Consider the following 23,075-nt stretch of genomic DNA (forward strand, 5'->3'; position numbering starts at 1 on the left):
GATTGCGCGAAGGTGGACATGGTCGGGACTGGCCTTTTGCGCGTGATACGTTAAGGCGCTTGGCCCATGACCCAAGACCGCGACTATCGTTCCACTGTCTTCCTGCCGAAGACCGAATTCCCGATGAAGGCTGGCCTGCCGCTCAAGGAGCCGGGCATTCTGGCGCGCTGGGAACAGGACAATCTCTATCGCGCCTTGCGCGATGCGCGCAGCGGTCGCGCAAAGTTCATTCTTCACGACGGGCCGCCCTACGCCAACGGCGACATGCATATCGGCCACGCGCTCAACCATATCCTGAAGGATATGGTGGTGCGCACGCGCTCGCTGAAAGGGTTCGATGCGCCCTATGTGCCTGGCTGGGATTGCCATGGCCTGCCCATCGAATGGAAAGTCGAAGAAGAATATCGCAAGAAAAAGAAGAACAAGGACGAAGTTCCGCCGCGCGAATTCCGCGCGGAATGCCGCGCCTATGCGCGCGGCTGGGTCGATGTGCAGCGCGAACAGCTCAAACGGCTGGGCATCAACGGCGACTGGGACAATCCCTATCTGACGATGGATTTCGCCGCAGAGGCGACGATCGTGCGCGAACTGATGCGCTTTGCCGAAACCGGGCAGCTCTATCGCGGGGCCAAGCCGGTGATGTGGAGCCCGGTTGAAAAGACCGCGCTGGCCGAAGCGGAAATCGAATACGAGGATATCACGTCGACCCAGATCGACGTGGCGTTCGAAATCACCGATTGCCCCGATCCCGATCTGATCGGTGCCTATGCGGTGATCTGGACGACGACGCCGTGGACGATCCCGGTCAACCAGGCGATCGCTTATGGCAAATCGATCGACTATTTCCTGATCGAGATCGCCGGGCGTCGCTATCTGGTGGCCGAGCCGCTGATCGAGGCATTCGTTGCGCGCACCGGCGCCGATCGGCACACCGCGCATTTCTATATCAAGGGCGCCGCGCTCGAAGGCACCGTCGCGCGCCATCCGATGCATGCGCTGGGCGGCTTTTTTGCGCGGCCCCGGCCTTTTCTGGCGGGCGATTTCGTCACCACCGAATCGGGCACCGGGCTGGTCCACATGTCCCCCGACCACGGCGAGGACGATTTTGCGCTGTGCAAGGCGCACGGGCTGGAACCGGTGTTCGCGGTCGAGGGCGATGGCCGCTATCGCGATGACTGGCTGTGGCTTGCCGGGCAGGGCAGCGTGATCAATCCGAAATTCAACGCCCCTGATGGGCCGATCTGCACCGCACTGGCAGATGTTGGCGCGCTGGTCGCAGCCAGCGCCGATTACCGCCATTCCTATCCGCATTCGTGGCGATCAAAGGCCAAAGTGATCTATCGTTGCACGCCGCAATGGTTTGTGCCGATGGACAAGCAGATCCCGCCGATCCTGCCCGAAGGCGCCGACGATCTCGACGCCATGCTGGCCCCGCGCACTTTGCGCGAACGCGCGGTCGCGGCGATCAAGGCAACCCGCTTTGTGCCCGAAAAGGGGCGCAACCGCCTCGGCGCGATGGTTGAAGGGCGCCCCGACTGGGTGCTGTCGCGCCAGCGCGCGTGGGGCGTGCCGCTGACGCTGTTTGTTCATCGCCAGACCGGTGACGTGCTGGTCGATGCGGATGTGAATGCGCGGATCGTGGCCGCGATCGCCGAAGAAGGCGTCGATGCCTGGGATGAAGCGCGTGCCGCCGAATTCCTCGGGCCCGATCACGCGGTGGACGATTACGAACGCGTCACCGACATTCTCGACGTATGGTTCGATTCGGGATCGACCCATGCTTTCGTGCTGGAAAGCGGGCGCTGGCCCGATCTGCTGCGCCCCGCAGGCTATACGGGCCCGCTTGCCGATCTCTATTCCGAAGGGTCGGACCAGCATCGCGGCTGGTTCCAGTCGTCGCTGCTCGAAGGCTGCGCCACGCGCGGCCATGCGCCCTACAAGGCAGTGCTGACGCACGGCTTTACGATGGACGCCAAGGGCATGAAAATGTCCAAGTCGCTGGGCAACACGATCAGCCCGATCGACCTGATGCGCGATTATGGCGCGGATATCCTGCGGCTGTGGGCGCTGTCGGTCGATTTCACCGAAGACCACCGCATCGGCAAGGAAATCCTGGCCGGGGTGGCCGACCAGTATCGCAAGTTGCGCAACACGTTCCGTTATCTGCTCGGCGCGCTCGACGGGTTTGACGAGGCCGAGCGCGTGCCGGTCGATGCCATGCCTGAACTTGAACGCTATGTGCTGGCCCGGCTCGGTGCGCTCGATGCCACGCTGGCGCAGGCGGTCGAATACTTTGATTTCAACACGTATGTCCGCGCGCTGAGCGATTTCTGCAACGAGGACTTGTCGGCGTTCTATTTCGATATCCGCAAGGACAGCCTTTATTGCGATGCGCCGTCATCGCCCGCGCGCCGCGGCTGCCGCACGGTGTTCGATACGCTGTTCCATGCGCTGGTGCGCTATGCCGCGCCGGTGCTGGTGTTCACGGCCGAGGAAGTGTGGGGCACGCGCTATCCCGGAGAAGGCAGCGTGCACTTGCTCGAATGGCCGGTGGTGCCTGCCGCCACGGTTGACGAGGCGCGCTGGCAGGCTCTGCGCGCCCTGCGCGCGACGGTCAACGAAGCGATCGAACCGCTGCGCCGGGGCAAAGTGCTTGGGTCTAGCCTGGAAGCCGAGGTGACCGTGGCGGATGACGCCCCGGATGCGGATCTGGCCGAACTGTTCATCACCTCGGTCGTCACGCGCGGCGATGCGGTCCACGTGGCCAAGACCGATCACCACAAATGTGGCCGGTGCTGGCGCCATTTGCCCGATGTGGCAGAGGATGGCGCGCTGTGCGTGCGTTGTGGCGATGTGGTGGCGCAAATCGACGGGATCGAGGCATGACCCGCGAAAAAGTGCTGTTTGAAATCTGGACCCGGCGCGCATTCGGCTATGGCCTGGCGCTGCTGGTGTTTGCGCTCGATCGCGGGTTGAAGGCGCTGTTGCTGGGGCCGGTCGCGCTCGACCGGGTCGATGCGATTGCGCTGCTGCCGGTGTTTGCCTTGCGCTACACTCAGAACTTCGGTGTTTCGCTGGGGCTGTTCACGGCCACCACGCAGACGCTGCGGCTGATCCTGATTGCGGTGACCGGGGCGATCGCGCTGGGGGTGGCCGCATGGCTGCTGGTCGAACGCCGCCGCGCCGATGTGATCGGGCTGGCGCTGGTGCTGGGCGGTGCGCTGGGCAATATCTATGACCGGGTGGTCTATGGCTTCGTCATCGACTATGCCGACTTGCACATCGGCGCCTGGCGTCCGTTCCTGATTTTCAACCTTGCCGATGCGGCGATCACTTTTGGCGTGCTGATACTGCTTGCCCGTTCGCTGCTTTCCGGCGAAAAGCCCGGCAATACCCCTACGGAGAATTCTTGATGCGCAAGACCGCCCTAATTTCCCTTGCCGGGTGCGCCGTGGCGCTGTCCGGCCTTCTGGGCGGGTGCAGTTCGCATTCCTCGCTGTTCAATCGTGTGCGTCCTGATGAATTTGCGGTGACCCGGCAGGCCCCGCTGGCGGTTCCGCCCGATTTTGCGCTGACCCCGCCCAACCCCGGTGCGCCGCGCCCGCAGGATACCGAATCCAGCCGCCAGGCGCTCGATGCGCTGTTTGGCGGACCGGCGCCGCGCAGTGCGGTTGAAACCGATGCGCTGGGCAAGGCCGGTGCATCGGCTCCCGCCATTCGCAGTGTGGTCGGCGATCCGCGCACCAGCACCGTGCCCAAGGGCGCAAACGTGCGCGATATCGTGAACGCGCCCGAAAGCAGCTCTCCGGCGGCGCAAGCGACCGCGCCCGCTGCGGCACCAACCCCTTCGCATTGATCGCATGGGCCCTTCCCGCCAGCGGGGAGGGCCTATCCGTCGAGGGTGGTCGGTGGCACCGAAGGCTTGCTCCGGCAGGCGAGCAGCTTGTCGATCTTGCGCCCGTCCATATCGATCACTTCGAACCGCCAGCCCTGGCTGGTGAAATGCTCGCCCTCGTGCGGCAACTTCTTGAGCACCGACAGCGCAAACCCGGCGACGGTCGCATAGTCGCGATCTTCGGGCAGATCGATGCCCAGCCGGTCGGCCATCGCATCGGCGGGCAGCGCGCCCGATATCAGCAGCGAGGCATCCTCGCGCTCGATCAGCATCGGCGTGTCGCCATCATCGCCATGCGCGACAAACGTGCCCGCGATTGCATCAAGCAAGTCGGCGGGGGTGACGATGCCCTCCAGATGGCCATATTCGTCGTGCACCAGCGCCAGCGTCACTTCGGCCATTTGAATCTGGCGCAAGGCATCCATCGCATCGAGCTGGTCGGGCACGATCGCGGGCTTTTTCATCAAAGTGCCAAGGTCGGCTACCTCGCCGCGCACCAGTGCCTGCAACACGTCGCGCACGCGCACCACGCCGACGATCGTATCGACCGAACCGTCAGCCACCAGCAGCAGCGAATGCGGGCACCCGGCGATCGCATCGCGCAAGGCGCCATCGCTGGCCGACAAGTCGATCCAGTGCAATTCGGTGCGCGGGGTCATCACATCGCGTACCGGCCGTTCGGCCAGCCGCATCACGCTGGTCATCAGCGCGCGTTCGTCTTCTTCGAGCACGCCCGAACGAGTCGCCTCGGCAAAGATCATTTCCAGTTCTTCGGTGGTCACTTCGTGACCGCCCGCGCCCTTGATCCCGCCCAGCCGCAGCACCAGCGACGAGGATTCGTCGAGCAGCCAGACCAGCGGGGCGGTGGCCGTGGCCATCATCGCCATCGGCCGTGCCGCAACCACCGCAATCGCGTCGGCCGATCGCAGTGCGAGCTGTTTGGGAACCAGTTCGCCGATCACCAGGCTCAGGTAGGTGGTGACCGCGATCACCAGCGCAAATCCCGCCTCGGGCGCGAGATGCGCCGGCACACCCAGCGCGGCCAGCCGCTCGCCGGTCGGTCCGCCCAGTTGCGATCCCGAAAAGGCCCCGGCAATGATCCCCACCAGCGTGATGCCGATCTGCGCGGTGGACAACAGTTTGCCCTGGTCGCTGGCCAGATCGAGCGCCAGCGCGGCGCTGGTCGATCCGGCCTCGGCGCGCATTTTCAGCCGCGCCGGACGCGCCGAAACGATGGCCAGCTCTGACATGGAAAACAGGCCGTTCAAAACAACCAGGGCGCCAATGATGACGACGTCAGTCCAGGGAAATGGTGTCACAACACCAGCCGCTAGCAGATTTGTGCCACTTCGCGAAGGGCCGCGCGACGTTTCGTTCGGATTCGGTTCAGGGTCTTGTCACCACGGTTTACCCCGATGGACTGGAAAAGCCGGTCGATCCGGGTCATTGTCTGTCTGTGGTTCAAAAATACGGGGTTTGGTCATGAAGCTGGGTCGGGTTGTCTTGTCTGCGTTGTGCACGGTTTCGCTGGTCGCGACCTCGGCCTGCGTTACCGACCCCAACACCGGGCACAAGAAAGTGTCGCGCACCGCGATCGGCGCGACGGCGGGCGTGGTTGGCGGGCTGGTGATCGGCGGTCTGCTGGGTGGCGGCACCGGGCGGATCATCGGCGCGGGCATCGGCGGCGTGATCGGCGGCTCGATCGGCTATACCATGGACAAGCAGATCAAGGAGCTGAAGGAACAGACCGCGGGCAGCGGGGTGGACGTGAAGGCGGTCGATGATGGCCAGGCCATTCTCGTCAATCTGCCCAATGGCGTGACGTTCGACACCGACAGCACGTTGATCAAGCCGGGGTTCCGCGACACGCTCGACACCGTGGCGGCCAGTCTCAACAAATTTCCCAATTCGCTGATCGATGTTTACGGCCACACCGATTCGACCGGGTCCGATGCCTATAACCAGACATTGTCGGAAAACCGCGCCCGCGTGGTGGCCGACTATCTGGTGTCAAAGGGCGTCAGCCAGGCGCGTATCCGCAGCACCGGCTTTGGCAAGACGCAGCCGGTGGCCAGCAACGACACCCCTGAAGGCCGCGCCGCCAACCGCCGCGTGGAAATCAAGATCGTGCCGATCTCGCAGGAAGAAGTGGCGCGCGCGCGCGGCGGCTCCTGACCGGCGGGGCTTGGTCCTTGACGCCGGGCGGTGCCGGCTGGCATCGCCGCAGGCACCCCGAGGAGACAGCCCCCCCATGTCCGTACCAACCTCCGATACGATTGCCGTCGGCACGATCAACCAACGTCCGATCAATGGCCGCCTGACCAACCCGGTCGGGCTTGGCTGCATGTCGCTGAGCTGGGCCTATGGTCCGCGCCCGTCCGATGCCGATGCGATTGCTCTGCTGCACCGCGCGATCGAGCTGGGCTATGACCATTTCGATACCGCCCGGCTCTATGGCCTGGGCCACAACGAGACGCTGGTGGGCGAAGCGTTGCAAGGTCGGCGCGACAAAGTGTTTCTGGCCAGCAAGATGGGCATATTCGCCAGCGGCGACAAGCGCGGCATCGATTGCCAGCCCCAGACCATCCGCGAACAGCTTGAGATCTCGCTGCGGCTGCTGCGCACCGATCACATCGATCTCTATTATATGCACCGCCGCGATTTCACCGTGCCGATCGAGGAGTCGGTGGGGGCGATGGCCGACCTGATCAAGGAGGGTAAGATCGGCGCGATCGGCCTGTCGGAAATGTCGGCCGACACGCTGCGCCGCGCCGCTGCGGTGCATCCGATCGCGGCCATGCAGACCGAATATTCGCCGTGGACGCGGCAGGCGGAAATCGCCGTGTTGAACACCTGCCGTGAACTGGGCACCACGTTTGTCGCGTTTTCACCGGTCGGGCGCGGCGCGCTGGCCAATGGCGTGGGCGATCCCGCCGCGTTGGGCGAAGGCGATATTCGCCCCGGCATGCCCCGCTTTCAGGGGGCCAATTGGCAGCACAACCGCGGCCTGCTGGAACGCTTCAACGCGCTGGCGGCAGCGGCGGGGGTAACTCCTGCGCAATTGTCGCTCGGCTGGGTGCTGGCCCAGGGCGATCATGTCGTGGCGATCCCCGGCACCAAGAGCGTGGCGCATCTGGAGGAAAACATTGCCCGCTGGGACTGGGCGATCCCCGCCGAACTGGCTGCGCAAGTCGATGCGCTGATCAACCATCAGACAGTCGCCGGGCACCGCTATGCCGCGCCGATGCAGGCGACCATCGACACCGAGGATTTTCCGACCTGTCTTGAACTCGCGTGATCAGGCGAGCCGCGCGGCGCGTTCGGCCAGGCGGTCGACCGCCGCTGTGTGGATGGCGGGCGCGGTTACCAGCAGGCCGAACGCGCGCGGGTCGCGCTTGTTGAAATCGAACGGCACGCCAAAGGCATCGCTGACCGCCGCGCCCGCTTCGCGCGCGATCAGGCAGGCGGCGGCGATGTCCCATTCATAGCCCCAGCGCAGCGTGGCGAGCAGGTCGGCCTCGTCCGCCGCGACCATCGCGATGCGCAGCGCGATCGAATTGGGCTTGTCCACCATGGTCAGGTCCTGATCGATTTTGGGCAGGGTGTCGGCAGGCACGCGCGCGCCGGGCAGGCGGGTGCGCGTGCTGGCGTGCAGCGGTGCGCCGTTGCGCGCGGCCCCGCGCCCGGCGGTGGCGCTCCACAGTTCGTCGCGCGCCGGGGCATCGAGCAGGCCGATCAGCGCCCGCCCCGCGCTGACCAGCGCAACCGACACGCACCACCCGGTGCGTCCGCGCAGGAAATCGCGCGTGCCGTCGATCGGATCGACCACCCAGCACAGCGACCGGTCGAGCCGGTCGGGATGGTCGGCGGTCTCTTCCGACAACCAGCCCGCGCTCGGCAACAAGCCGCCCAGTTCGCGCTTCAAAAAGGCATCGACCGCCAGATCGGCCTCGCTCACCGGGTTGTCGGGACTCTTGTCCCACATTGCGGGCGCGTGTCCGTGCCCCGGCCAATGCGCCATGGCCAGTTGCCCGGCCTGGCGAACGATGGCTTCAAGGCGCGCGTAATCGAGCATCACCACGGCGATGAGCCAAGCCGGTGGGCAAAGCAAGACCGCGCTTGCCCCGGCCCGACCTCGCCTGTTTCATTCATTCGTATGCACGCCCAATCCCCGGCTTGAGTTGCAGTGCGGCAGAAGGGCTCTTTTCAAGCCGGTAAGCGTGTGCTTAAGGCCCATGCGACTCCATCGGTCCTGCACCCCTGCCGGACCGGGCTTTCCTCCCACTCGCACGCTGGGGAATTCGCATGAACGTCCATGAGTACCAGGCCAAGGAACTGCTCGCCAAATTCGGCGTCAGTGTCCCTGCGGGCATCCCCGCATTGACCGTCGAAGAAGCCGTTGCGGCTGCACAGCAGTTGCCGGGCCCGATCTATGTGGTCAAGGCGCAGATCCACGCCGGTGGGCGCGGCAAGGGCAAGTTCAAGGAACTGCCCGCCGATGCCAAGGGCGGCGTGCGGCTGGCCAAATCGGTCGAAGAAGTCGGCGCGCATGCCCGCGAAATGCTGGGCAACACGCTGGTCACCGTGCAGACGGGCGAAGCGGGCAAGCAGGTCAACCGCCTCTATGTCACCGACGGTGTCGACATTGCCAAGGAATACTACCTGTCGATCGTGGTCGATCGCGGCACCGGGCGCGTTGCGCTGATCGTGTCGACCGAAGGCGGCATGGACATCGAGGACGTGGCGCATTCGACGCCCGAAAAGATCTCCACCATCGTGATCGATCCCGCCACCGGGTTCCAGCCGCACCATGGCCGCGCCGTGGCGTTCGCGCTGAAGCTGTCGGGCGATCTCAACAAGCAGGCGCAAAAGCTGTCGAAGCAGTTGTACGAAGCGTTCGTCGCGCTCGATTCCGACATGCTCGAAATCAACCCGCTGGTCGAATCCGCCGATGGCAAGCTGCTGGTACTCGACGCCAAGATGAGCTTTGATTCCAACGCGCTCTATCGTCACCCCGACGTGTTCGCGCTGCGCGACGAAACCGAGGAAGACCCCGCGGAAATCGAAGCCAGCAAGTACGACCTGGCCTATATCAAGCTCCACGGCAACATCGGCTGCATGGTCAATGGCGCAGGGCTGGCCATGGCGACGATGGACATCATCAAGCTGAACGGCGAATTCCCCGCCAACTTCCTCGATGTGGGCGGCGGCGCCACCACCGAAAAGGTGACGGCTGCGTTCAAGATCATTTTGCGCGACCCGGCGGTGAAGGGCATTCTCGTCAATATCTTTGGCGGGATCATGAAGTGCGACATCATTGCCGACGGCATCGTTGCCGCCGCCAAGGAAGTGAACCTGCAGGTTCCGCTGGTCGTTCGTCTCGAAGGCACCAATGTGCAGCAGGGCAAGGACATCCTTGCCAACTCGGGTCTGCCCATCGTTCCCGCCAACGATCTTGGCGATGCCGCGAAGAAGATCGTGGCCGAAGTCCGGAAGGTTTCCTGAACCATGTCGATCCTCATCAACAAACACACCAAGATCATCACCCAGGGGATGACCGGCAAGACCGGCGCGTTCCACACCCAGGCTGCGCTCGACTATGGCACGCAGATGGTTGCGGGCGTGACCCCGGGCAAGGGCGGCACGACGCACATCGGCCTGCCGCAGTTTGACAGCGTGGCCGAAGCCAAGGCGGCGACCGGTGCGACCGCCTCGTGCATCTACGTCCCGCCTCCGGGTGCGGCCGATGCCATCCTCGAAGCGATCGACGCGCAAGTGGAACTGATCGTGTGCATCACCGAAGGCATTCCGGTGCTCGACATGGTGCGCGTGAAGCGCGCGCTGCAGGGCAGCAAGTCGCGCCTGATCGGGCCCAACTGCCCCGGCGTGCTGACCCCCGAAGAATGCAAGATCGGCATCATGCCCGGCTCGATCTTCAAAAAGGGCAGCGTCGGCGTGGTGTCGCGTTCGGGCACGCTGACGTATGAAGCGGTGTTCCAGACCTCGAACATCGGCCTTGGCCAGACCACCGCGGTCGGCATTGGCGGTGACCCGGTCAACGGTACCAACTTCATCGACGTGCTCGAACTGTTCCTGGCCGACGAAGACACCAAGTCGATCATCATGATCGGCGAAATCGGCGGCGATGCCGAAGAACAGGCTGCGCAGTTCCTGATCGACGAGGCCAAGCGTGGCCGCAAAAAGCCGATGGCCGGTTTCATTGCCGGCCGTTCGGCGCCTCCGGGCCGCCGCATGGGCCATGCCGGTGCGATCGTTTCGGGCGGCAAGGGCGATGCCGAAAGCAAGATCGCCGCGATGGAAGCCGCCGGCATCCGCGTCAGCCCTTCGCCCAGCCTGCTGGGTGAAACGTTGGCCGAAGTGCTCAAGGGCTGAAGCCGCGACATCGTATAATCGACAGGGCCGGGGGCAACCCCGGCCCTGTTTGTTTGTGCTTTGCGCAAAGCCGCTCTAACCTGCCGCCAACGATGTCCAACAGCCCGGTGACAGACCCATGAATGCCATCGAAGGCGCCAAGCATCTGCTCGATGAAGCCGAACACTTCCTGTTGCACGATATCCGCAAGTTGCGCCGGGCCGAGCGGTTGCGCGCGGCGCGGGCGCATGGCGCGACCGACGCGCCGCTGACGCTGGGTCAGAAGATTGCCGATATCGTTGCCGAAACGATGGGGTCGTGGCGATTTATCATCGTGCAATCGGTGCTGCTGGCGGTGTGGATCGTGCTCAACATCACCGCCTATGTGCGGCAATGGGATCCCTATCCGTTCATCCTGCTCAATCTCGCGCTGTCGTTTCAGGCCGCCTATGCCGCGCCGTTCATCATGATGAGCCAGAACCGGCAACAGGATGTCGATCGCAAGGCTGCCGAAAGCGACTACAAGATCAACATCAAGGCCGAACTGGAAATCGAGCTGCTGCACCAGAAGCTTGACCAGTTGCGCGAAAGCGAAGTGCTCAACCTGTCGATCGCGGTGGCCGAACTGACCCATCTGTTGCACCAGACGAAGGACGAACTGACCGCGTTGCGGCAGTCGAGCGGGTCCTGACATTTTCCGGTTGGCGCGGGACCGGTTTGCCCGCATCCTGAGATCGACCAGGGCAAGGGGGCGCAGATATGGCGTGGAAACCGTCGCTGACAGAGCTGATTTTCGGTTTTTATGCGGTGTCGATCACGCTTGAGGCGGTTCTGGCGCGCATGGCGGTGATCAAGGCACGCTATCGGGCGCGCGACACGCTGGCGGCATTCGGCATGACGCTGGGCAATGTGCTGACCAATCTGATGATGGCCGGGATCGTGATCGCCGGGCTGGGCGCGGCCTATCGCTGGCGCGTGCTGACGATTTCACCGCACTGGGTATGGGCCTGGGCGCTGCTGTTCGTGCTCGACGATTTCACCTATTACTGGTTCCACCGCATCAGCCACGAATGCCGCCTGTGGTGGGCGGCGCACGTCAACCACCATTCCAGCCAGCATTACAACCTGTCGACCGCGCTGCGCCAGACCTGGACCGGAGAAATCGTCGGCACGTGGACGCCGTGGATTCCGCTCGCGCTGATCGGCTTTCCCCCGCAGATGATCCTGCTGCAACAGACCATCAACTTGTTCTACCAGTTCTGGATTCACACCGAGGCGGTGCACCGCATGCCGCGCTGGTTCGAATATCTGTTCAACACCCCCAGCCACCACCGTGCCCACCACGCGTCGAACCCGCGCTATCTCGACAGCAATTATGGCGGGGTGCTGATGGTATGGGACCGGATGTTCGGCACCTTCGCGCAAGAGGTCGATCACGACCCGCCGCGCTATGGCATCATGAAGAACATCGACACGCACAACCCGTTCCGCATCGCCTTTCACGAATGGCTGGCGATGGGGCGCGACCTGGTGCGTGCGCGATCGTTGCGCGAAGTGGCCGGCGTGGTAATGGGCCCGCCCGGCTGGCGTGCCGACGGGCAGGGCATGACCTCGCGCAAGGTGCGCGCGGCATGGCTGGCTACGGGACCCGACCAGCCCTAGAGCGTCCTGCGATAAATCTGTAACACCGTGATTGCTCTGGAAAGCCCCGTGGGGAGGCGCGTCGCGCAGCGCGGGCTGTGGTTGCCCCGCGCAAGCGACGCAACGCTGCCACGGGCCTTTCCAGAGCAACCCCTTCGGGGCGGGCCGCTTTTGGCCCATTGCGGCGTCGAGATGGCTTGAAATATTCCCGATATTCCTGCGCCATCCCTCCTTGCACTGGGCCAAAATCGGCTCCGTCACGGTGTTACAGATTTATCGCAGGACGCTCTAATTTGCCTGGGCCTGTGGCGGTGCAATGCCCTGCGGCGCGGCGGGGCCGCCTGGATAGAACGCACTGACCGGCGTGTCGGTGATCAGGTCGTGGATGGCCATTCCCGCCACGCCGGGGCCGGTGCCGTGCCGCAATGGCACCACGGCGCGCACCGCCGCCAGTGCCGCGATGGGGGCGGCGCCGAAATTGCGCGCGGGCGCTTGCGCCTTGCGCACTTCCATCCAGTTGGTCGACATCAGGATGTCCTGCGCCAGCAAATGCGTGGTCAGATCGACAACCTTGCGGGCGCGGGCGACTTTCAGCCGGGTTTCGGCTTGCAGATCTTCAACCGTCGCCACGATCGGCTGACCCTGCGGGGTGACCGGGGTGATCAGGCCGGTGATTTCCACCCACAAGTCCACGGGCAGATAGCCCGCGCCTTGCGGCAGCGTGGCGGCCTGGTCCGGTGTCATCACATCGGTCGGGCGGATCACCGTGAAGAACGGATTGGTGAACCGTTCGATCCGCTGCGCCAGGACTACGCCCATGTTGGCCAGCGCGATCGTGAACCCTTCGACCTGGTTCGACAGCGGATAGGGGTCCCAGTTGGCGTCGGACAGGATATAGCCGCCTTTCCCGTGGCTGAGCGGGCCGCCCTTGACGTGGAATTGCATCAATTGCGGCGTGGCAAGTTCCCAACTGTCGCCGGGCTGTACATCGGGGCGCACCGCCGGGTTGTGATCCGACGAATTCATCGCCAGTTGCACGCTGTCGCGCAAGTCGGCCCAGGCTTGCCATGCAGAACCGGTGCGCTGGGTCGAGGCGCGCAGGCTTTCGGGGTCCTGGATGATCCGTTTGGGATCAACCTCGAACAAGTAGCTGCCGCGCACCATGTCGAGCACGCGCGCCGCATCCCAGTTGAGCCAGCGGAACGGGCGGTTGGCCTGCACCGGGGTCGACAGCGGCGTGATGCTGGAATTCATGCCGAGCAGCGCCATCGCGGTCGCCATGTCGGACCATTCGAGCAGATTGCGCGAATCCGCCACCAGCAACGCAGCATTGGCGGTGAACCAGGCATCGGTGCTGACCAGCGCGGCATCATCGGCGCCAAACGGTTCGAGCGGCTTCAGCCCGGCCTGCTGCAGCGCCTGCGCCGCGGTCATGCGCACGCCCCGGTAATGCACTTCACCCACCCCGACCATGGCGCGGCCGATGTCCCCCATCAGGGCCAGATCGCCTTCACCGAGCGACCCCTGGCTGTGCACGATCGGCGTGATCCGGGCATTGACCATGTCGAGCAGCATCTGCGTCAAGCCTGGGCTGGCCGCTTCGTATGACATCGCATTGGCGCGGATCGCCATCATCGCGCGGATGACATCCTCGTTGTCGATTTCCGGGCCATAAGACCCGGTCTCGCCGCGTGCAAAATTGGCAAGCTGGCGCGCTTTCAGACGGGCGCTGGTGTCGGGCGCGGTGGGATCGCCGGAAAAGATGGTGGTTTCGCGTTGCGACCCCGATCCGCGATTGAACCAGTAGACGGTAACCCCCTCGGCAGCGGCTTCGAGCAACAGGCCATAGGCGTCGGCAGAGCGCTGGCGGGCCTGCGCGGTCAGCGCGATCTTCGCGCCATGGCGGGCAATCTGCACGACTTGTTCAATGGTCAGATCGTGACCGCTGAGCATCACGGTCTGCGCCGCGGCATCCTGGGCACCAGGGATGAAACCGTCTGCGGTTTGCGCTTGTACCGCAACCGGTGTGCAAAGCGCCGCTGCGGCGACCAGTGCGAACCGTGCCTGTTTGAGGATGCCACTTGTGCCCACGCCGTTTTCCTTTCGCAATCATGCCATGGGCGCATATTTGCGGCGGCCGGGCAAGTTCCGTGTTTACAGCGCGACGGCCACTTTCAACCCTTCGAACACCGCCTCTTCCGCCGTGCGCGGCGTCAGCGCATCGCCGATCACGTGCAAGTCCAGGCCCGTTCCGGCCAGTTCGTCCTCCAGCGCGCAGACGCTCTGATGGCCCAGGTTGGTGATCAGCGTGTCGACATCTTCGAACAGCATTGGCGCGCCGTTGCTGGCGTGCTGGCAGAACACGGTCTGCCCGTCGATGCCATAGAGCCGGGCATAGGGGATGACTTCAACGCCCAGATCGTGGAGCGTACCGATCCACAAGTCGCGCACATATTGGTGCACGCGTTGCCCGGCCATATAGCCATCGACGGCCAGCCGCACGCGGCATCCGGCGCGCGCCAGCCGTTCGGCCAGGCCAAGGCCGATCCAGTCGAGGCTCCAGTCGGCGATCAGCACCGATGCGCCGACGTTCACTTCGTTGCGCAGCACTTGCCAGGGGTTGACGACGTGGCCGGTCTCGGCGCCTTCGACCGGCGCGCTGCGCGGGGTGGCGCCAGTGGCGATCACCACGGCAGCGGGCGCAATCTGGTCGATCAGCGCGCGCGTGACGGGCTGGTTCAGCCGCACGTCGACCCCGGCCAGCGCCATTTCGCGCGCGAGATTGGTGACGATGCCGCCGAATTCGGCACGCGAGGGCAGCATCTGGGCCAGCAACGCCTGCCCGCCAAGCTGGCGCCCGGCTTCGCACAGAATCACCTGATGCCCCCGCGCGGCGGCGACGGCGGCGGCTTTCATTCCCGCCGGGCCCCCGCCCGCAATCACGATGCGGCGCGGGCGGGGCGCAGGGGTGATCGCGCCATAAGTCAGTTCGCGTCCGGTTTCGGGGTGCTGGATGCACGAGATCGGATAGCCCATGTGGAAATGGCCGATACAGGCCTGGTTGCAGGCGATACAGGCGCGGATATCGTCGAGCCGGTTGTCGCGGGCCTTGGCGGGCATTTCGGGGTCGCAGATCAGCGCGCGGGTCATGCCGACCATGTCGGCGGCGCCGCTGGCCAGGATGCGTTCGGCATCCTGCGGCTGGTTGATGCGGCCTGCGACGAACACCGGGGTGCCAACGCGCGCCCTGATGCTGGCCGACAGGGGTGCGAGGTGGCCGTGCGCCACCGCCATCGGCGGGGCGATGTTGACCGCGCTGCCGATCCCGGCCGACGTGCCTGCGGTGATGTTGTAGTAATCGAACTGGCCGTCGAACGCGACCAGCGTCGCCATGACGTCCTCGGCACTCAGGCCGTCGGCATCCTTTTCATCGCCGCTGATGCGCAGGCCGACGATGAAATCGGGACCGGTGGCGGCGCGGATCGCGGCCAGCACATCGGCGAGGAAACGGCGCCGCGCCTGATCGTCGCCGCCATAGGCATCGGTGCGCAGATTGACGCGCGGGTTAAGGAATTGGGCAGGCAGATAGCCATGGCTGGCAACCACTTCCACCCCGTCGAGCCCGGCGCGTTCAAGCCGTTGTGCAGCCATGGCATAGCCTGCGATCACTTGCGCGATCAGGGCTGCCGACATCGGGCGCGGGGTAACGTGAAAGCGTTCGTTGGGCACGGCCGAGGGGGCATAGGCCACCGGCAGCGTGCCGTCCTGGCTTTCCATGATTTCGCGCCCGGGATGGAACAGTTGCCCGAACAGCGCGCAGCCATGGGCATGCACCGCGTCTGCCACGCGCGCATAGCCGGGGATGCAATCGTCTGTGGTCGCCATCAGCAGGTGCGCGGTATAGCGCGCGGTTTCGTGCACCCCTGCGACCTGCATCACAATCAGCCCGGCCCCGCCCGCTGCCCGCGCGCGGTGATAGGCGACCAGCGCATCGTTGGGGACAAACGCGGTGGGCAAAGTGGTGTCATGCCCGGTCGACAAAATCCGGTTGCGGATCGTCAGATTGCGAATGGTGATCGGCGCGAACAAGTTTGGCAAAGCGGGCATGGCGTTCCTGGATCAGGTGGCCCGGCGATCCTGATCGGTTTTGGCGTTGCACGCAACACGCCCCTGAACCGAATGCCGGTTCAGGGGATCGCGTGCCGTCAGTGGTGTCGACCGCCACCGCCGCCGCCGTGCGGAGCACCACCACCGGCGTGCGGAGCACCGCCACCAGCGTGCGGGGCACCAGCACCAGCGTGCGGAGCACCACCACCGTGAAATCCGCCGCCGCCATGCGGGGCACCGCCGAAGTGGGTCGCCCCGCCGCCGCCGTGAAATCCGCCGCCACCATTCGAGGCGCCGCCGAAGCGGGACGCACCACCCCCGCCATGGAATCCGCCCCCGCCGTGTGAGGCGCCAGCCGCATGGAATCCGCCGCCGCCATGCGCGATGCTGCCACCATGGTATCCGCCACCATGGGCGGCCTGCGTGCCGGTGGCGTGTCCGGCATAGCCGCCCGCATGGGATGCGGTATGCGCGGTCGCTGCGCGCGCCGCCGCGTGGTTGGCCGCGGCGCGGGTCGCGAGATGGCCGGCAACGGCCCCTGCGGCGACGCCTGCGGCAATCGCACCGGCATGGCTGCCGCCAGCACCGGCGCGATTGGCAGGGTTGTTGGCGGCATTGCGCACCGCGCCCGATTGTTCGGCGGAAATGCCCGCGCGGGCCTGGCGCGCCGCTGCGAGTTCGCCGCTGGTGGCGGTGGCCCGCACTCCGCCTGCGCCGCCGTTATAGCTGGTCCGGCTTGCCCCACGCCCGGCGAAGAACGGGTGGTTGTAGACCGCGTTGACGTGCACGCCGCCGAAATTGGTCACGGACTGGTTGTAATAGAGCGTGCGCCCGCGCCAATAGCCGCCATCATAGCCATGGCCGCCATAGCCGTATCCGTAATTGATGCCACCGTAAAAGCCCACCGTCGGGCCCCAATAGCCGGGGTTGAAGGCATAGACGCCGCCCATCCAGCCCCACCACGGCGGGGTCCACAACAGGCCCACGGCCGGTGGCCGGGCCCATACGCCGGGCACCCAGTAATAGCCGCCACCCATCTGGTTCCAGCCCCAGAAGCCCGGCGTCCAGGTATAGCCATAGGCCGGCATCGGTGGCTGCACTTCGGCCTGCAACGGGGGTGGCGCGCCGACGCCTTGGGCGATCACCGGCTGCGGTGCCGAAGTGCAGGGCACATCGGCCCATGCGGATGCGGTCGACGCCAGGACCGCGATGGCCGCGATCGAACAGGCTGCCTTGCGTAACGTGTCTTGCATGATGTGTTCGCCTCCAGAGCTTTGCCCCGCTTGGGCCGATGCTGTGGATATGGCGCCCCGCCGCATGAACGGGTCGTGACCATCCGGTTGCCGAATGGTCACGAACACGCATTCTATACTTTCAGATTGCGCGCAAACAGCGCCAGCAATTCGGCCCAGCCGCGCTCGGCCGCCGCTTCGACATAGACGGGAAAGTCCTTTTTCATCCAGCCATGCGCGGCGCCGGGGTAGATTTCGGCGTGGAACCGCACGCCCGCCTCGGTTAGCGCCGCGGTCAGGCGTTCGGCCATTTCGGGCGGATAGCTGGTGTCGTTGTCGGCCCCGGCGATCAGCAATTCGGCCTTGATATGGCCGCTGAGCAGATGCGGGCTGTCCGGTTCGTCGGTGGCAAGGCGCCCGCCGTGAAAGCTGGCTGCTGCGGCCACGCGGTCGGGATATGTGCCTGCTGCGGTGATTGCCATGCCGCCGCCCATGCAGAACCCGACCGTGCCGACGCGCGTGCCCAGTACATGCGGATTGGTGCCCAGCCAGGCGAGGAACGCGGCAGTGTCGCGGGCGGCCCGCGCATTGCCGGTGGTGGCCATCATCGGGCCGACCTGGGCGCGAAAATCGCCCTTGAACACCTCGGCGGGGACCAGCGGCTCATAGGCGCCCCAGCGGTAATACATGTCGGGCAACAGCACGAAATAGCCATTGTCGGCCAGCCGCTGGGCCATGTCGATCAGGGTCTGGCGAATGCCGAGCCCGTCCATATAGAAAATCACCGCGGGCCAGGGGCCCAGGCCAGCGGGGGTAAGCACGTGGACCGGGCATTGGCCGTCGGCCGTGGGGATCAGCGTCAGTTGCTGTGGCATAGAAGTCTTTCCGTGAATAGTCAGGGCCCGGTTGTGATGGACCAGCCCCATTCGCCGATCAACCATGGTTTACGTCCCGGCCAGCCAGACCGCGCGCGCTTGTCGGACAGGTTGACCTCCACATTGACCCGGATCCGGCCCGTACACCGCGCCATCGGCGTGGGGTTACATTGCCATGCTTGATCGGCGCGTGCGGGGCGGGCAGGTTGCGCGGGCAATGCGGGAGAGCACCATGATTTCAAAGCGACGGTTTCTGACAGGGATGGCGGCCAGCGCCACCATCGGTCTGGTGGCACCCATCGCCAGAGCCGATGCGGCGCCGGCGTTCGGGGCGCCGGTCAACCCGATTGCCCCGGCCGAATTCGCCGCCCGGATCGCCAAATTGCAGCGGCTGATGGTCGCCGCCGGGGTCGGCGCGCTGGTGGTCGAGGCGGGTTCGGCGCTGACCTATTTTACCGGCATCGAATGGTACACATCCGAACGCGTGACCGCAGCGGTGATCTGCGCTGATGGCGAGCCGGTGATCGTCACCCCGGTGTTCGAAGCGCCAAGCGTGCGCGAAACGCTGCAGATTGCGGCGCACGTGCGCGCATGGAACGAAGATGAAAACCCCCTGGCGACGATCGCCGGGGAGCTGACCGAGCGCAAGCTGATGGCCGCGCCGGTCGCGGTCGATCGCGCGGTACGGTTCTTTGTGGTCGATGGCTTGCGCCGTCTTGGCTGCGCGGTGGTGGCGGGCGAGGCGCTGGTCAACGCCTGCCGCCAGATCAAGTCACCCGCCGAACTGGCGCTGATGCAGCGGGCCAACGCGATCACCATGGCCGCCTTGCGCCAGGTCCACGGCCAGATCCGGCCCGGCATGACCCAACACGATATTGCCGCGCTGATGGACGCCACTTCGGCGGCGATGGGGGGGCCGAGCGAATTTTCGCTAGTGCTGCTGAACGCGGCGAGCGCCTATCCCCACGGGTCGCACCAGCCCGAGGCGGTGCGCGAAGGTTCGGTGATCCTGATGGATTGCGGGGCGCGGGTGCATGGCTATCAATCCGATATCTCGCGCACCTGGGTCTATGGCGAACCCACCGCGCGGCAGCGCAAAGTGTGGGACACGGTGCGGCGCGGGCAGGATATCGCGCTGGAAACCGCCCGCGTCGGCGTGCCGGTGGGCAGCATCGATGATGCGGTGCGCGCGTTTTACGCCCGCGAAGGCTGGGGGCCGGGGTATCATTTGCCCGGCCTGTCGCACCGCACCGGGCACGGCATCGGGCTCGACGGCCACGAATCGCCCTATTTGGTGCATGGCGATGCCACCCCGCTGGCGCCGGGGATGTGCTTCTCCGACGAACCGGGGATCTATATCCCCGGCGAATTCGGCGTGCGGCTGGAAGATTGCTGGCACATGACCGAAACCGGGCCAGTGCTGTTCACGCCACTGGCCCGGTCGATCGATCAGCCGGTTTGAGGGATCTGTGCCGCAATTCCGGGAGCGGGCCGGTGCCGACTCCCGAAACGCAGGTTTCGGCCTAGATAATAAAGCATACTGCGTTTAATCTGAAACGCAGTATGCTTTAGGAGTTTTTGTTTTCACATCGTTAATTGCAAAAAACCGGTGCCCGCTTTTTGCACGATGCTCTAAGGCACTATTGGCAGCAGCACCGCGCTGGGCGTGGCGCCGCCATAGCCGATCTGCATCGTCGCCGCCTTGTAATCGGCGGGCTTGGCCAGAAAGATGTTGGGTACGAAGGTCTGCGGGTTGCGATCATAGAGCGGGAACAGGCTCGATTGCACTTGCACCGCAATGCGATGGCCGGGCAGCACGACATGATCGACATTGGGCAGCGCAAAGCGGAAGCGGTTGAACGCGCCCGGCTTCAGCGCTTCTGGCTTGGCAAAGCTGTTGATGTAGCGCCCGCGAAAGATCTCGATGCCGATCGGCAATTCAAAGCCTGCCATGGTTGGCTTGGCGCCCTGCGATCCCGCCTCGGGTGCGTCGTCGGGATAGATGTCGATCAGCTTGACCACCACGTCGGCATCGGTGCCGCTGGTCGCCAGCCAGATATCGACTGCCGGCGCGCCCATCAGGTGCACTGGATGATCGAGCGGCGCACCGGTAAAGGTGACCACGTCGGGCCGCCCGCTGACAAAGCGCTGATCGTGCACCAGCCAGGTGGTCCATTGCGCGCTGTTGCCCAGACTGACCGGACGGGGAACAAACGGCACCGGGTTGGCGGGATCGGCCACCCACGACACGGTTCCGGTGCGCGTGGGTACGGCAAACCCGGCGTCATGGTCGGCGCCCAGGTAATAGGCGGTGGGCGTGCCCATCGGCCAGCGTGGCGATTGCTCCCACTTGTCGATGCCGGTGGCATAAGTCACCGCGGCGGGCGCATGCGGGTCGGGCGCGTCTTTCAGCCAGTGGTCGAGAAACGGCTTCATCCAGTCGCGCCGCCATTGTGCGGCGGTGTCCCCGGCAAACGTCAGCGCGCCCAGTTCATAGCCGTAATGGTTGGCGCCCGAATGGCGCCATGGCCCGATCACCAGCGTCAGCGGCGCGCGGCCCGGCTGATCCTTCAGCGCGCGGTACACTGCAGGCGCGCCATAGCTGTCTTCCTGGTCCCACTGGCCCAGTTCGAGCATCGTCGGCACGGTCAACGGGCGCACCGCCATCAGCTTGTCGACCGCCTGCAACGACCAGAACGGGCCATAAGACGGGTTTTCGATCAGCTTGCGCACGAACGGCACTGTGTCGATCGCGTATTTCCTGGCATAGTCGCCCGCCGATCCGGCCTCCAGATAGCGGGTATAGTCATCGCTGTTGCCATGCGGGACGGTGGCATTGGCATCGCCCTTGCCGGTGCTTATTTCCAGCGCATAGTCGAGCCCGCTGACGCGGAAGGCGCCGTTGTGGAACCAGTCGTCGCCTATCCAGCCATCGACCATCGGGCTTTCCGCGATGGCCACTTTCAGCGCGGGGTGCGGGTTGATTTCCGCCATCAGCGTGGTGAAGCCCAGGTACGATGATCCCAGAACGCCGACTTTGCCGTTGGATTCGGGCACATTTTTCACCAGCCAGTCGATCGTGTCGTAGGCGTCGGTCGATTCATCGATGCCGGTGGGGTTCAACGGTCCTGCCAGCGGCCGGTTCATCACGAACTGGCCTTCGGACCGGTGCATGCCCCGGATGTCCTGATAGACGCGGATATAGCCGTCCTCGACCAGCGGCGCGTCCATCGCCGGGATCAGGTCGACCAGCCGCAGGCTGTGCCCGCGCGCCGCATCGCCATGCGCATCATAGGGAGATCGCCACAGCACGATCGGCGCGTTCTTCACGCCCTTTTTCATCACGATCACGGTGTACAGCTTGGTCCCGTCGCGCATCGGCACCATCACGTCGCGGCGGATGTAATCCGCCGCGGGCAGCACCGGATCGTACTTGTCCACCACGTCGGGGGTCATCGCGGTGACCGGCGCACTGTCGGCGCGGGCGATCCCCGACAGCAGGGTGGTGGACAGCGCAAGCGCGGCGAGCAGGGTTCGTGACCGGATCATGCCCGGTTCCTGGCGCAAATGCCCCGCTCGCTCAAGAGGTTGCAGAGAGTGGTGCGCGCGGGGGCCAACCGGCCCCTGCGCGCGCCGGGTCAATGGCGTTCGCCGCCCCCATGTTCGCCGCCGCCGTGACCACCGCCACCGGGGAAATGCGGCGCGCGCACGCCCTGGCGCGGCGCGGTGTTGCCCTGGATGCGCTGAAAGTTGTGCGGGCCCTGCGGCGCCTGCCGCGCAAAGTGGGCGCGATCGCCGCGCACAAAGGCGCCTTCGCCTTCGCCATGGCGATAATAGAAATAGCCATCGTTGCCCCAATAGCCGTCATAGATCGGCCCGTAATAGCCATCGTACCAGCCATCATAGGCATAAGGTCCCGGTGCATAGGCCACCTCGACCCCGGTTCCGGCACAGGCGGCGAGCGGAACGGTGGAAAGCGCCAGCAGCGCAAAAGTCAAAGGACGGTTCATCGCAACATCTCCTGCAGAACAGATCATACCACACCGCCAAACGCCGCGTGACAGCCATTATTGCGTCCCAATTGCCATGCCAAAGCTGACCACAGTCTGATCGGCCTGTTCAGGTGTTGGACATCGCACAAGGAACTGTCATTCGATCATTACGCGGACGGGGGTGTCGCCAGTGCGGCCAACGTGGCGGCATCGGCCAGGCCGCTTTGCGGCAGATTGGCCGATTGCTGAAACTGCTTCAGCGCGGCGCCGGTCATGGCCCCCAGAATGCCGTCAATCCCGCCGGTGTCATAGCCGAGGTAGTTCAGATAGACTTGCGCTGCGCGCAATGTGATGTCGGGGCAGCCAGCGTCCACATAGTGCTGGTGCGCCGCAGCCAGCCGCGTGTCGTACTGGTTTTCGGCATAGTCAGGTCCGTTGTAGGCCCTCGCATAGCTTGCCCAGTTCTGGCTGGCGACATCGGCCGCGATGTTCGATGCCACGATGAACGCGGCCATCCCGGTCAATTGCGCGCCTTCGCTGGCGACAAAGCTGTCGACCATGGCTTCGACCGAGGCAAAGCCCGCGCTGGCAAAATTGGTTCCGAGGATCTGCCCCAGCCCCCACGACGCCGCCGACAGCGCGGCGGTTTCATCAAGCGCCAGCGCGACCGCCAGGCGGGTGTACTGGTTCGCCCCGCCCGCGCCATAGCCACCGGGCGTCGGCTGACTGACATCGGGGGCCTGGGCGTCGTACTGGCCATTGGTCAATTTGTGGAAAATATGCCGCTCGAACAGGATTTTCGGACGCCGGTCGGGCAAATAGCCACACCCCAGCGTTTCCACGTGCAGCAGTGCCCACAGCGATTCGGGCGGACAGCCGATATTGCCTGTCGTCGCCTGAAACGCATTCAGATCAAGCGGTGTGCCGGGGCCGGTAAACCTGTCCATGATGCGCGCCTTTC

The 23,075-nt window shown here is 65.0% G+C and carries 19 protein-coding genes; 10 read left to right on the forward strand and 9 right to left on the reverse strand.

Annotation, left to right across the window (positions count from 1 at the left end):
* Positions 1 to 66: 66 nt before the first annotated feature.
* From ileS to AQZ49_RS13800, 3 genes are read left to right on the forward strand one after another with little or no spacing between them, the layout of a single operon-like run.
* Positions 67 to 2,886, forward strand: a complete 2,820-nt coding sequence (gene ileS / locus AQZ49_RS13790; RefSeq protein WP_067616574.1) for an isoleucine--tRNA ligase — start codon at positions 67 to 69, stop codon at positions 2,884 to 2,886.
* Positions 2,883 to 3,413 carry a signal peptidase II gene (gene lspA, locus AQZ49_RS13795; protein ID WP_067616576.1) on the forward strand — a complete coding sequence of 177 codons (531 nt, stop codon included), beginning with the start codon at positions 2,883 to 2,885 and terminating at the stop codon, positions 3,411 to 3,413. Before ileS ends, lspA begins: the two co-directional genes overlap by 4 nt.
* Complete coding sequence (locus AQZ49_RS13800) at positions 3,413 to 3,856, forward strand: DUF3035 domain-containing protein (RefSeq protein ID WP_067616578.1); 444 nt, start codon at positions 3,413 to 3,415, stop codon at positions 3,854 to 3,856. The genes lspA and AQZ49_RS13800 overlap by 1 nt, the downstream gene beginning before the upstream one ends.
* Positions 3,857 to 3,888: 32 nt before the next feature.
* On the opposite strand, the gene AQZ49_RS13805 is transcribed toward AQZ49_RS13800, so the two are convergent.
* Complete coding sequence (locus AQZ49_RS13805; protein ID WP_067616580.1) at positions 3,889 to 5,214, reverse strand: hemolysin family protein; 1,326 nt, start codon at positions 5,212 to 5,214, stop codon at positions 3,889 to 3,891.
* A gap of 163 nt (positions 5,215 to 5,377) precedes the next feature.
* Here AQZ49_RS13805 and AQZ49_RS13810 point away from each other — a divergent pair, with 163 nt between their 5' ends.
* Positions 5,378 to 6,070, forward strand: coding sequence for a YiaD family glycine zipper/OmpA-like lipoprotein (locus AQZ49_RS13810; RefSeq protein ID WP_067616582.1), 693 nt, complete (start codon positions 5,378 to 5,380; stop codon positions 6,068 to 6,070).
* A 76-nt stretch (positions 6,071 to 6,146) separates the two neighbouring features.
* Positions 6,147 to 7,193, forward strand: a complete 1,047-nt coding sequence (locus tag AQZ49_RS13815) for an aldo/keto reductase (protein ID WP_067616584.1) — start codon at positions 6,147 to 6,149, stop codon at positions 7,191 to 7,193.
* Here the strand turns inward: AQZ49_RS13815 and AQZ49_RS13820 are convergent, their stop codons facing one another.
* Positions 7,194 to 7,970 carry a 3'(2'),5'-bisphosphate nucleotidase CysQ gene (locus AQZ49_RS13820; RefSeq protein ID WP_067616586.1) on the reverse strand — a complete coding sequence of 259 codons (777 nt, stop codon included), beginning with the start codon at positions 7,968 to 7,970 and terminating at the stop codon, positions 7,194 to 7,196.
* Positions 7,971 to 8,200: 230 nt separating this feature from the next.
* Between AQZ49_RS13820 and sucC the strand changes: the two genes are divergently transcribed.
* The 4 genes from sucC to AQZ49_RS13840 all read left to right on the forward strand — a co-directional run bounded on the left by sucC (position 8,201) and on the right by AQZ49_RS13840 (position 11,929).
* A complete protein-coding gene (gene sucC / locus AQZ49_RS13825) occupies positions 8,201 to 9,400 on the forward strand; it encodes an ADP-forming succinate--CoA ligase subunit beta (protein ID WP_067616588.1) in 1,200 nt (399 codons plus the stop codon).
* A gap of 3 nt (positions 9,401 to 9,403) precedes the next feature.
* The gene (gene sucD, locus AQZ49_RS13830; protein WP_067616592.1) at positions 9,404 to 10,288 is read left to right on the forward strand and encodes a succinate--CoA ligase subunit alpha; all 885 of its coding nucleotides are present in this window, start codon (positions 9,404 to 9,406) and stop codon (positions 10,286 to 10,288) included.
* Between the two features lie 118 nt (positions 10,289 to 10,406).
* Positions 10,407 to 10,958, forward strand: coding sequence for a DUF1003 domain-containing protein (locus AQZ49_RS13835; RefSeq protein WP_067616594.1), 552 nt, complete (start codon positions 10,407 to 10,409; stop codon positions 10,956 to 10,958).
* A gap of 68 nt (positions 10,959 to 11,026) precedes the next feature.
* Positions 11,027 to 11,929 carry a sterol desaturase family protein gene (locus AQZ49_RS13840; RefSeq protein ID WP_067616596.1) on the forward strand — a complete coding sequence of 301 codons (903 nt, stop codon included), beginning with the start codon at positions 11,027 to 11,029 and terminating at the stop codon, positions 11,927 to 11,929.
* 267 nt (positions 11,930 to 12,196) lie between these two features.
* On the opposite strand, the gene AQZ49_RS13845 is transcribed toward AQZ49_RS13840, so the two are convergent.
* The 4 genes from AQZ49_RS13845 to AQZ49_RS13860 form a co-directional block, all read right to left on the reverse strand.
* The gene (locus AQZ49_RS13845; RefSeq protein ID WP_067616598.1) at positions 12,197 to 13,999 is read right to left on the reverse strand and encodes an aromatic amino acid ammonia-lyase; all 1,803 of its coding nucleotides are present in this window, start codon (positions 13,997 to 13,999) and stop codon (positions 12,197 to 12,199) included.
* A 63-nt stretch (positions 14,000 to 14,062) separates the two neighbouring features.
* A complete protein-coding gene (locus AQZ49_RS13850) occupies positions 14,063 to 16,015 on the reverse strand; it encodes an oxidoreductase (RefSeq protein ID WP_067616600.1) in 1,953 nt (650 codons plus the stop codon).
* A gap of 98 nt (positions 16,016 to 16,113) precedes the next feature.
* A complete protein-coding gene (locus AQZ49_RS22580) occupies positions 16,114 to 17,268 on the reverse strand; it encodes a YXWGXW repeat-containing protein (protein WP_067616602.1) in 1,155 nt (384 codons plus the stop codon).
* Positions 17,269 to 17,381: 113 nt separating this feature from the next.
* Positions 17,382 to 18,122, reverse strand: coding sequence for a dienelactone hydrolase family protein (locus AQZ49_RS13860; RefSeq protein ID WP_067616604.1), 741 nt, complete (start codon positions 18,120 to 18,122; stop codon positions 17,382 to 17,384).
* A gap of 232 nt (positions 18,123 to 18,354) precedes the next feature.
* Here AQZ49_RS13860 and AQZ49_RS13865 point away from each other — a divergent pair, with 232 nt between their 5' ends.
* On the forward strand, positions 18,355 to 19,584 hold the full coding sequence (locus tag AQZ49_RS13865; protein ID WP_067616695.1) for a M24 family metallopeptidase: 1,230 nt from the start codon (positions 18,355 to 18,357) through the stop codon (positions 19,582 to 19,584).
* 170 nt (positions 19,585 to 19,754) lie between these two features.
* Here AQZ49_RS13865 and AQZ49_RS13870 read toward each other — a convergent pair whose 3' ends face one another.
* The 3 genes from AQZ49_RS13870 to AQZ49_RS13880 form a co-directional block, all read right to left on the reverse strand.
* Positions 19,755 to 21,671 (reverse strand): CocE/NonD family hydrolase, encoded by a 1,917-nt coding sequence (locus AQZ49_RS13870; RefSeq protein ID WP_067616606.1) that lies wholly within the window; start codon positions 21,669 to 21,671, stop codon positions 19,755 to 19,757.
* Positions 21,672 to 21,760: 89 nt separating this feature from the next.
* A complete protein-coding gene (locus AQZ49_RS13875; RefSeq protein ID WP_067616608.1) occupies positions 21,761 to 22,132 on the reverse strand; it encodes a hypothetical protein in 372 nt (123 codons plus the stop codon).
* A gap of 149 nt (positions 22,133 to 22,281) precedes the next feature.
* Positions 22,282 to 23,061: an N-acetylmuramidase domain-containing protein gene (locus AQZ49_RS13880; protein WP_067616610.1), complete on the reverse strand. Its 780-nt coding sequence runs from the start codon at positions 23,059 to 23,061 to the stop codon at positions 22,282 to 22,284.
* Positions 23,062 to 23,075: the final 14 nt, after the last annotated feature.

The organism is Novosphingobium sp. FSW06-99 (genome assembly GCF_001519065.1).
In the GTDB taxonomy this organism is placed as follows: Bacteria; Pseudomonadota; Alphaproteobacteria; order Sphingomonadales; family Sphingomonadaceae; genus Novosphingobium.

What these genes read in the sequence shown, in the direction of transcription:
- ileS (WP_067616574.1), top strand. Translation starts at nt 67, where the DNA reads ATGACCCAAGACCGCGACTATCGTTCCACTGTCTTCCTGCCGAAGACC.
- lspA (WP_067616576.1), top strand. Translation starts at nt 2,883, where the DNA reads ATGACCCGCGAAAAAGTGCTGTTTGAAATCTGGACCCGGCGCGCATTC.
- AQZ49_RS13800 (WP_067616578.1), top strand. Translation starts at nt 3,413, where the DNA reads ATGCGCAAGACCGCCCTAATTTCCCTTGCCGGGTGCGCCGTGGCGCTG.
- AQZ49_RS13810 (WP_067616582.1), top strand. Translation starts at nt 5,378, where the DNA reads ATGAAGCTGGGTCGGGTTGTCTTGTCTGCGTTGTGCACGGTTTCGCTG.
- AQZ49_RS13815 (WP_067616584.1), top strand. Translation starts at nt 6,147, where the DNA reads ATGTCCGTACCAACCTCCGATACGATTGCCGTCGGCACGATCAACCAA.
- AQZ49_RS13820 (WP_067616586.1), bottom strand. Translation starts at nt 7,970, where the DNA reads ATGCTCGATTACGCGCGCCTTGAAGCCATCGTTCGCCAGGCCGGGCAA.
- sucC (WP_067616588.1), top strand. Translation starts at nt 8,201, where the DNA reads ATGAACGTCCATGAGTACCAGGCCAAGGAACTGCTCGCCAAATTCGGC.
- sucD (WP_067616592.1), top strand. Translation starts at nt 9,404, where the DNA reads ATGTCGATCCTCATCAACAAACACACCAAGATCATCACCCAGGGGATG.
- AQZ49_RS13835 (WP_067616594.1), top strand. Translation starts at nt 10,407, where the DNA reads ATGAATGCCATCGAAGGCGCCAAGCATCTGCTCGATGAAGCCGAACAC.
- AQZ49_RS13840 (WP_067616596.1), top strand. Translation starts at nt 11,027, where the DNA reads ATGGCGTGGAAACCGTCGCTGACAGAGCTGATTTTCGGTTTTTATGCG.
- AQZ49_RS13850 (WP_067616600.1), bottom strand. Translation starts at nt 16,015, where the DNA reads ATGCCCGCTTTGCCAAACTTGTTCGCGCCGATCACCATTCGCAATCTG.
- AQZ49_RS22580 (WP_067616602.1), bottom strand. Translation starts at nt 17,268, where the DNA reads ATGCAAGACACGTTACGCAAGGCAGCCTGTTCGATCGCGGCCATCGCG.
- AQZ49_RS13860 (WP_067616604.1), bottom strand. Translation starts at nt 18,122, where the DNA reads ATGCCACAGCAACTGACGCTGATCCCCACGGCCGACGGCCAATGCCCG.
- AQZ49_RS13865 (WP_067616695.1), top strand. Translation starts at nt 18,355, where the DNA reads ATGATTTCAAAGCGACGGTTTCTGACAGGGATGGCGGCCAGCGCCACC.
- AQZ49_RS13870 (WP_067616606.1), bottom strand. Translation starts at nt 21,671, where the DNA reads ATGATCCGGTCACGAACCCTGCTCGCCGCGCTTGCGCTGTCCACCACC.
- AQZ49_RS13875 (WP_067616608.1), bottom strand. Translation starts at nt 22,132, where the DNA reads ATGAACCGTCCTTTGACTTTTGCGCTGCTGGCGCTTTCCACCGTTCCG.
- AQZ49_RS13880 (WP_067616610.1), bottom strand. Translation starts at nt 23,061, where the DNA reads ATGGACAGGTTTACCGGCCCCGGCACACCGCTTGATCTGAATGCGTTT.